5 protein-coding genes are annotated in these 7,387 nt (G+C 55.5%); all 5 read left to right on the top strand.

What is annotated here, in order from left to right; all coding sequences use genetic code 11:
* Positions 1-297 (top strand): class I tRNA ligase family protein (locus ACNKID_RS02815; RefSeq protein WP_417911915.1); only part of this gene is annotated, 297 nt, incomplete at its 5' end.
* A 29-nt stretch (positions 298-326) separates the two neighbouring features.
* Entirely contained in the window at positions 327-863 is a 537-nt protein-coding gene (lptE, locus tag ACNKID_RS02810; protein WP_417911914.1) for an LPS assembly lipoprotein LptE, read from the top strand.
* Between the two features lie 324 nt (positions 864-1,187).
* Positions 1,188-1,589 (top strand): roadblock/LC7 domain-containing protein, encoded by a 402-nt coding sequence (locus tag ACNKID_RS02805; RefSeq protein ID WP_417911913.1) that lies wholly within the window; start codon positions 1,188-1,190, stop codon positions 1,587-1,589.
* Between the two features lie 60 nt (positions 1,590-1,649).
* Positions 1,650-2,255 carry a GTP-binding protein gene (locus tag ACNKID_RS02800; RefSeq protein WP_417911912.1) on the top strand — a complete coding sequence of 202 codons (606 nt, stop codon included), beginning with the start codon at positions 1,650-1,652 and terminating at the stop codon, positions 2,253-2,255.
* Between the two features lie 53 nt (positions 2,256-2,308).
* Positions 2,309-6,643, top strand: coding sequence for a hypothetical protein (locus ACNKID_RS02795; protein ID WP_417911911.1), 4,335 nt, complete (start codon positions 2,309-2,311; stop codon positions 6,641-6,643).
* The last annotated feature ends 744 nt before the right edge of the window (positions 6,644-7,387 follow it).

The following is a 7,387-nucleotide window of genomic DNA, read 5'->3' as shown; positions in this document are numbered from 1 at the left end:
CCGATGGTGCCCCATTTCTGCGAGGAGATGTGGCAGAGCACTGGTCATGCGCATCCCTTGCAAGAGCAGAGCTGGCCGAGCTTTGATCCGGCCGCCGCAGAGGAAGACGAGCTGACTGTTGTCGTGCAAGTCAACGGCAAGCTGCGGGGCCGTCTGACTGTTCCGTCAGCGACCGACGAAGAGGCGCTGAAAGCCAAGGCGTTGGATGATGACAAGGTGCGCGGCTTCATCGCTGGCAAGGCGATTCAAAAAATCATTGTGGTCAAGGACAAACTTGTTAATATTGTTGTCAAGTGAACTGCAAGCTCAAACCAAGGAGTGCGACTGTGAACAGAATACCTGCTGCCCTGCTGTCTTTTTTCGGCTTCCTTCTGCTGCTCGGCGGCTGCACGGGCTATTATTTCCCCAATGTCTATGACGGCCCGGAGGTCTCCATCTACATGCCGACGTGGGGCAACCGCACCGACAAGCTCGGCATTGACAGCACGATGTACAACTCGCTGTCCTTGTGGTTCCTCAAGTCCGACAAAATCAGCCTGACCAAAAAGCAGGAAGGCGCGGATCTCATTCTCGCCGGCGAGATCATCTCCATCCATCTGCCCAGCATCGGCTGGAGCAGCGCGGCGCGCACCACGGATGTCAAAGTGCAGCTCACGCTGCGCTACGTGCTGAAGGATCTGAAGAGCGGCAAAATTCTCTGGGAGGCCCCGCAGGAAGTTTGGACCGAGGATTACAACACCTTGGTTCAGCGGGCCAGCTCTGAGGACGAGGCAGTCGGACATATTCTTGACGATGTTGCGGAAAAAATTTATCTTGGAACAATTTCAAGAATCCGTAATATGTCAAGGAGCAAAACCCTCTAACCAGCGCGAGACGCATTCCTTCAACGGGATGTATCAAAGAAGCGGAGGACGGGACACGCAGGGCCTTGACAAAATCTGGCGCAGACATGAAACTCTTTTTATGTGCTTGGTCTTTTCGCGCCTGCGCAGACGGAAAAGACCAAGCCGGACACTCAAGCTGCCACGTTCCTTTCCGGCAGAGGTCGCGCAATCGGCGGAAAAATTGGCAAGGCCATTAAAAACAGCTTCATATCCACGATTATCTGGCGTATAGTCAACAGGTGAAGACATGCCGGTCGGACCAGACCTGCCGGACCAACAACGCAAAGTGAATGAGGGTACCAGATGAACTACGGTGTAGTCAGCCAAGAGCAGCTTGAAAAAATTGATGAAATCCTGTCTGAACAGCTCATCAAGATCGGTGTGGACTGTGTCATCATCATTGACATGGCGGGAAACATCATCACGGCGAAGGACAACGGTGCCTCCAAGTATGATGTCTATTCCTTCGCAGCATTGGCAGCCGGCAACTTCGCCACAGTGGATGCGATGGCCAAGCTGGTCGGCGAGCAGGAGTTCTCCCTGCTTTTCCATAAAGGCACAGACTGCAACATCCATTTCTCGAAAATTGACGAGGAGCTGCTCCTGATCACCATGTTCGGGAAGCATATCTCCTTAGGTTTTCTTAGGCTGAATGTTGTGAAGGCACTGGAGCAGATACGCAAGCTTTGGGGAAGCGGCAAGTAACTGCCGCTTTCGGCTTCATACTATTGACAACAGCATCAATCAACAGAGCGGGAGACTGCCTTGAGCTTCATAAATCTGCGCGAAAAAATCGTTCAAGTCAAAATTGTCTACTATGGTCCGGGACGGGGCGGCAAGACCTCCAACTTGGAGTATATCAACCGGAAGTTCAGCAAACAGATTCAGTCTGAAATGGTCAGCCTCAAGACCCACGGCGACCGAACACTGTTTTTTGACTTCCTGCCCTTTGACATGGGCAAGATCAAGGGCTACGAGCTGAAAATACAGCTCTACACCGTGCCCGGCCAAGTGAAATACAACGCCACCCGCAAGCTGGTGCTCAAAGGCGTGGACGGCATCGTCTTTGTCGCCGACGCGCAGGAGGCCATGCGGGAGAAGAACATCCGCTCTCTCAATCAGCTGCATGAGAACCTGAAGGAGTACAAGGAGTCAATATTCAAGATACCCTTGGTCATGCAGTACAACAAAGTCGACCTGCGCGACCAAGGCATTCCCATTCTGCCCACCACCGTTCTGGAGCAGGATCTGAACAGCAAACTCAAAGTGCCGTACTTTGAGGCCAGTGCGCTGACCGGCTACAATGTTCCAGAAACTCTGAAAAAGATCATCTCTCTCACCGTGGTGTCGGTGCAGAAGAAGCTTCTGTAAGATGAACCGGATGGGCGGCTGACGCAGCGGCTCTGACCAGCGCGGACAAGACCATGGCTCCTTCAATCGACGAATTCCAAGACCTCACGCAGTTTGCCGACGAATCATTCGACACAGACGAAGTTGATCTGTTTGAATTCGCCGATGACGAGGACTCACCTCTGCTTCGTCTCAAATCAATCGTCCTGTCCTTGGATTGGGACATCACTGAGGACATCTTAGGCGAACTGAACGAGGAGCTGGCCAGCCTGCGGGCCATGTGGAAAGATGACAAGGTGGCGCAGATTTATCTCCAAGGCATGGAGAATGTGGGCAAGTATCTCAGGGAGGAAGGAGCCTACGCCCACCCCAACGCCATCAAGCTGCTGCTCACCCTGTATCATAACTACGAGAAAATCATCTCCTCCACCAACATCAGCGGCGAGACCATCACCACGATGCTCAAGGCTGACATCCGCAAATTCAAAGTTTTGCAGTACCAGATCAGCTCGCTGAAAAACACCCAAGGCGGTCATGAGCATGCTGAAGCCGCTGAAGCAAAGGAAGAAGCTGCCGCCGCTCCGCTGCCGGAGGTGAAAAAGAAGAAGAAAGCTGCTGAGCCTCAGCCGCAGGCCGCCGCACCTCCCGCAAAGAAAAAGGAGGAAGCTGTCGAATCTCCCAGCCTGCTGCGGAGCATGGAGGCCACCATTCTGGGGCTGGAATGGGAAGTCACCGACGAAGGGCTGGAAAAATTCAGCTCGGAGGCTGCCGAGCTGCGCAACCATCTCAGCGGCAACACAGAGGCTCAGGTGCTGATTCAGGGCCTCCAGGCATTAGGTTCTTACATCCGGGAACAAAAGACCAACGCCCATCCCGACTCCTTCACCATTCTGCATTCGTTCTACGACTCCCTGAAAATGCTGCTCGAAAGCCCAGAATTGGGCGCGGAGCAGCGGCGGCAGATTTTGATCGAGCAGATCAGCAGCTTGAACAGCCTGAAGGAGGTTATTGCCCGTTCCGCAGCAGAGGCGGCGGAAGAGGACGAGCTGGAAGACGAAGCACCAGAGGCTGAAGACACGTTGTCAGTTGAAGAAAATGCAGATGCGGATGATCCTACTGCTGAGCTTGCCGCTGATGACGACGATCTGGATATTGACGCGCTCTTTGATGACGAAAAGGATGGCAAGCCGCAGCCGCAAACGATCAAGGGGCCGTCCGCACCTGCCCTGCCTGCGGCGAAACATAAGGCTGCTCCTGCGCCGCCTCCAGCCAAACTGGCGGAGATTGACGAGGATGAGGATGAGTTTGGCGATGATTTCTTCTCCAGCGGCAGTGGCGGCATCATGCCAGCCCTTGCGGATGAAGATGAGGAGGGCGGTTTCAATGAGAATTTCGCTTCTGCCGGGGTGGGCGAGGAACGGGCTGCCGAGCTTGATGAGAAGCTCAATTCGTTCTTTGATTTCGACGATCTTCAGCCGCCAAAGAAAGCTGAAGACAGCACAGCTCCGCAGTCTTTGTCCACAGCTATAGATGACACCGGAGAAGAGGAGGAGGATGTCGATGCCTCCTTCTTTAACTTTGATGATGAAGAGGACGCTTTAAAGAAGAAGCAGGTCGCCGCGCCGAAGCCGCCTCTGGCGGAGATTATTGAAGAAACAGAGAAAGATGAACCTGAAGAAGAGGAGGAGGATGTCGATGCCTCTTTCTTTGATTTTGATGATGAGGAAAGTGGTGCTGACGCGGCGGCAGCCTCAGATGCCTTGAGCGTTGATGCGCAACAGGCTGTTGCGTCCAACAAGGAGCCGTCCGCTGCTTTGTCGGATGACGGCTTCGGAGACGACGGTCTGGAGAGCTTCTTCAGCTTCGACGAGGCGGAGGAGAAAGAGGCTAGGAGGCCTGCCGCTCCTACGCCGAAAGCGAAGGCCGCGCCGGTGCCGGAGGACGAAGATGAGGACGGTTTGAGCCTTGATGCCGGGCTGTTCGGCGGAGACATGGATGAAAGCCCTGCTCCTGCCTTGGCGGACGAGGATGCTGAGGAGCCGTCCGCCGCTTTGTCGGATGACGGCTTCGGAGACGACGGTCTGGACAGCTTCTTCAGCTTTGACGAGGCGGAGGAGAAAGAGGCGGGGAGGCCTGCCGCTCCTGCGCCTAAGGCGAAGGCTGCGCCGGTGCCGGATGAGGATGATGAGGACGGCCTGAGCCTTGATGCCGGGCTGTTCGGCGGAGACATGGAAGAAGGCCCGGCTCCGGCCTTGGAGGACGAGGATGCTGAGGAGCCGTCTGCGGCTTTGTCGGATGACGGCTTCGGAGACGACGGTCTGGAGAACTTCTTCAGCTTCGACGAGGCGGAGGAGAAAACGGCGGGGCGGTCTGCCGCCCCTGCGCCGAAAGCGAAGGCCGCGCCCGAGCCGGAGGACGATGATGAGGACGGCCTGAGCCTTGATGCCGGGCTGTTCGGCGGAGACATGGAAGAAGGCCCGGCTCCGGCCTTGGAGGACGAGGATGCTGAGGAGCCGTCTGCGGCTTTGTCGGATGACGGCTTCGGAGACGACGGTCTGGAGAACTTCTTCAGCTTCGACGAGGCGGAGGAGAAAACGGCGGGGCGGTCTGCCGCCCCTGCGCCGAAAGCGAAGGCCGCGCCCGAGCCGGAGGACGATGATGAGGACGGCCTGAGCCTTGATGCCGGGCTGTTCGGCGGAGACATGGAAGAAGGCCCAGCTCCTGCCTTGGCGGACGAGGATGCTGAGGAGCCGTCTGCGGCTTTGTCGGATGACGGCTTCGGGGACGACGGTCTGGAGAACTTCTTCAGCTTCGACGAGGCGGAGGAGAAAACGGCTGGGAGGCCTGCCGCCCCTGCGCCGAAAGCGAAGGCCGCGCCGGTGCCGGAGGAGGATGATGAGGACGGCCTGAGCCTTGATGCCGGGCTGTTCGGCGGAGACATGGATGAAAGCCCTGCTCCTGCCTTGGCGGACGAGGATGCTGAGGAGCCGTCCGCCGCTTTGTCGGATGACGGCTTCGGAGACGACGGGCTGGAAAGCTTCTTCAGCTTCGACGAGGCGGAGGAGAAAGAGGCGGGGCGGCCTGCCGCTCCTGCGCCGAAAGCGAAGGCCGCGCCCGAGCCGGAGGATGCGGAGGAGGAATCGGGAGAAATTGATATCGAGCGTGCGGCGGAAATTCGTTCAAAACTTGATTCGCTCTTTAATTTTGACGATGAGGCGGCGGAGTTGCCAAGCAGCAGCTTGGCCGCCGAAGAGGAGCCGCATGAGCTTGAGGATGAATTCATAACTTCCCTTGATGATGACAGCAGCGGCAAACCTCCTGCGGCTGAGGAAGAGGATGACTTTTTCTCTTTCAAAGAAGATGCGACAGCAGAAGGAGAGGAGGAGGCAGTTGTCGGCGTGAAGGAACCTCCTGCGGAAGGCGGGGAAACTGATTCTGAACAAGATTCGTTTTTCGGCTTTGACACCATGAATGACGACACAGCGGAATCTCTCGCCAGCATTGAAGAAGACGAGCAGGATGAGCAGTTCGGCATGGAGGAGGAGGAAAATCCTGCGGCAGAATCTAACATCGACAGCGGCGAGGGAGAAGCCTTTTTCGCCTTCAGCAGCGGCGAGGAGCTGGATGAAAATGGGCAGGCAGACAAGGAGGTTGCTTCAACTTCGACCGAAGCTGCGGAAGAAGATGATGAGGATTTTTTTGCCTTCAACGCTGACGAAGAGCTTGGCCGGGACGATGCTGGAAAGTCGTTAAGGGGAGAAGATGCTGCTGGTGACAGGCTGCCCAGCGAGGCGGATGATGAATTTGTCCTTGGCAGAGACTATGAAACGGACGACAGTCAGGCGGCGGACAGGGTTGAAATGCTGTTTGCGCAGGATGATCTGCCAGATCCGTTCTTCAGCATGACCGACGAAACCGAAGAACCGGAACAAACTGCCGCAGCTGAACTTCACACCTCACTTGCCTCGCTGGCCGCTTCATTGACGGCTTCGCCTTCATCGCAGGCTTTGCGGCAGATATCAGCCTTGGCCGCCGCAGCCCGGCAAGAAGGCCCGGTTCAGCCGCAGCAGTCAATCGTGCTTGATCTGCTGGAATCTTCAACGTCGATGCTCGCCAAGGCACCGCTGCAAATGAAGGATGGGTGCGCGGTGGTGCAGGAGCTGGCCTCCAGCTTGGCACTGAACGAAGAGCCTGCCGCTTTGGCGGCGACGGTCAGCCGCTACACCGCTTGGCAGCGGCAGTTCTTTGAGCAGCTGCTCAAAGAGAAAAATTCGCCTGATACAGCTGGGATTGTTGAGGCGGAGAGTCAAGAGGAAGGCGTTGTCCAACTCCAGCAGCTGCTGCACAATGAGTTTCGTCAGCTTCGTCAGGAGCTGCTGGCGGAATTGTCCAATAGACCTCTTGCATAACTGTCGTTTGATGATGCAGGGGTAGGGGCGAAAAATCTTTCGCCCTTGCTGCTTACGCAGGAGGTCTGATGCAACCCGGCGGCAAGGAAAATTCTTCCGGCCCGCTGCCGCTGTTCCGCGTCACGGTTTTGGTTTGGGAAAACGCATGTTCACCCCTCCTTGCTTTGATGTTTGTTTTTTATCTGAGCTGTCAGCCCGCATCTGCCTCAATATGCAGATTGTCCCGATATTTTTTAATTTTTTCCCGGCGGAAACGCGTTTAAATCGTCCTGATTCACACTTGAATCACTCCGGTTTCAATTGAAATTGCCCTGATTCACATTGAAACCGAGGCAATTCACACTTAAATCGTTCCGATTCCAATTGAAATTGGGCCGGTTTCGATTTAAATCAGGCCGGTTTCAATTGAAATCGCCTTGATTCAAATTGAAACCGGGACGATTCACATTTAAATCGGGGCAATTTCAATTGAAACCGGAGTGATTCAAGTGTGAATCGGGACGATTTCAATCGAAAACGGGACGGTTTAAGTGTGAATCAGGGCAATTTCAATTGCGTTTGGGACGATTTAAACGGTGAACAGGCCGTTGCGACGGACAATCCAGCCATAATATTCTTCAAACGCTCTTGCCTGAGCCGCAACTGGGCCGGGCGAAAGATTTTTTGCCCTGCATCACGCCGCAACGACAGGGCGAAAGATTTTCATTCACACAGGGCGCACTGACTGGCTCAACTTATGCAAGA

It is taken from the genome of Candidatus Electronema sp. TJ, from assembly GCF_048287355.1.
Classification (GTDB): Bacteria; Desulfobacterota; Desulfobulbia; order Desulfobulbales; family Desulfobulbaceae; genus Electronema.
This window is presented reverse-complemented; position numbering and strand designations above follow the sequence as displayed.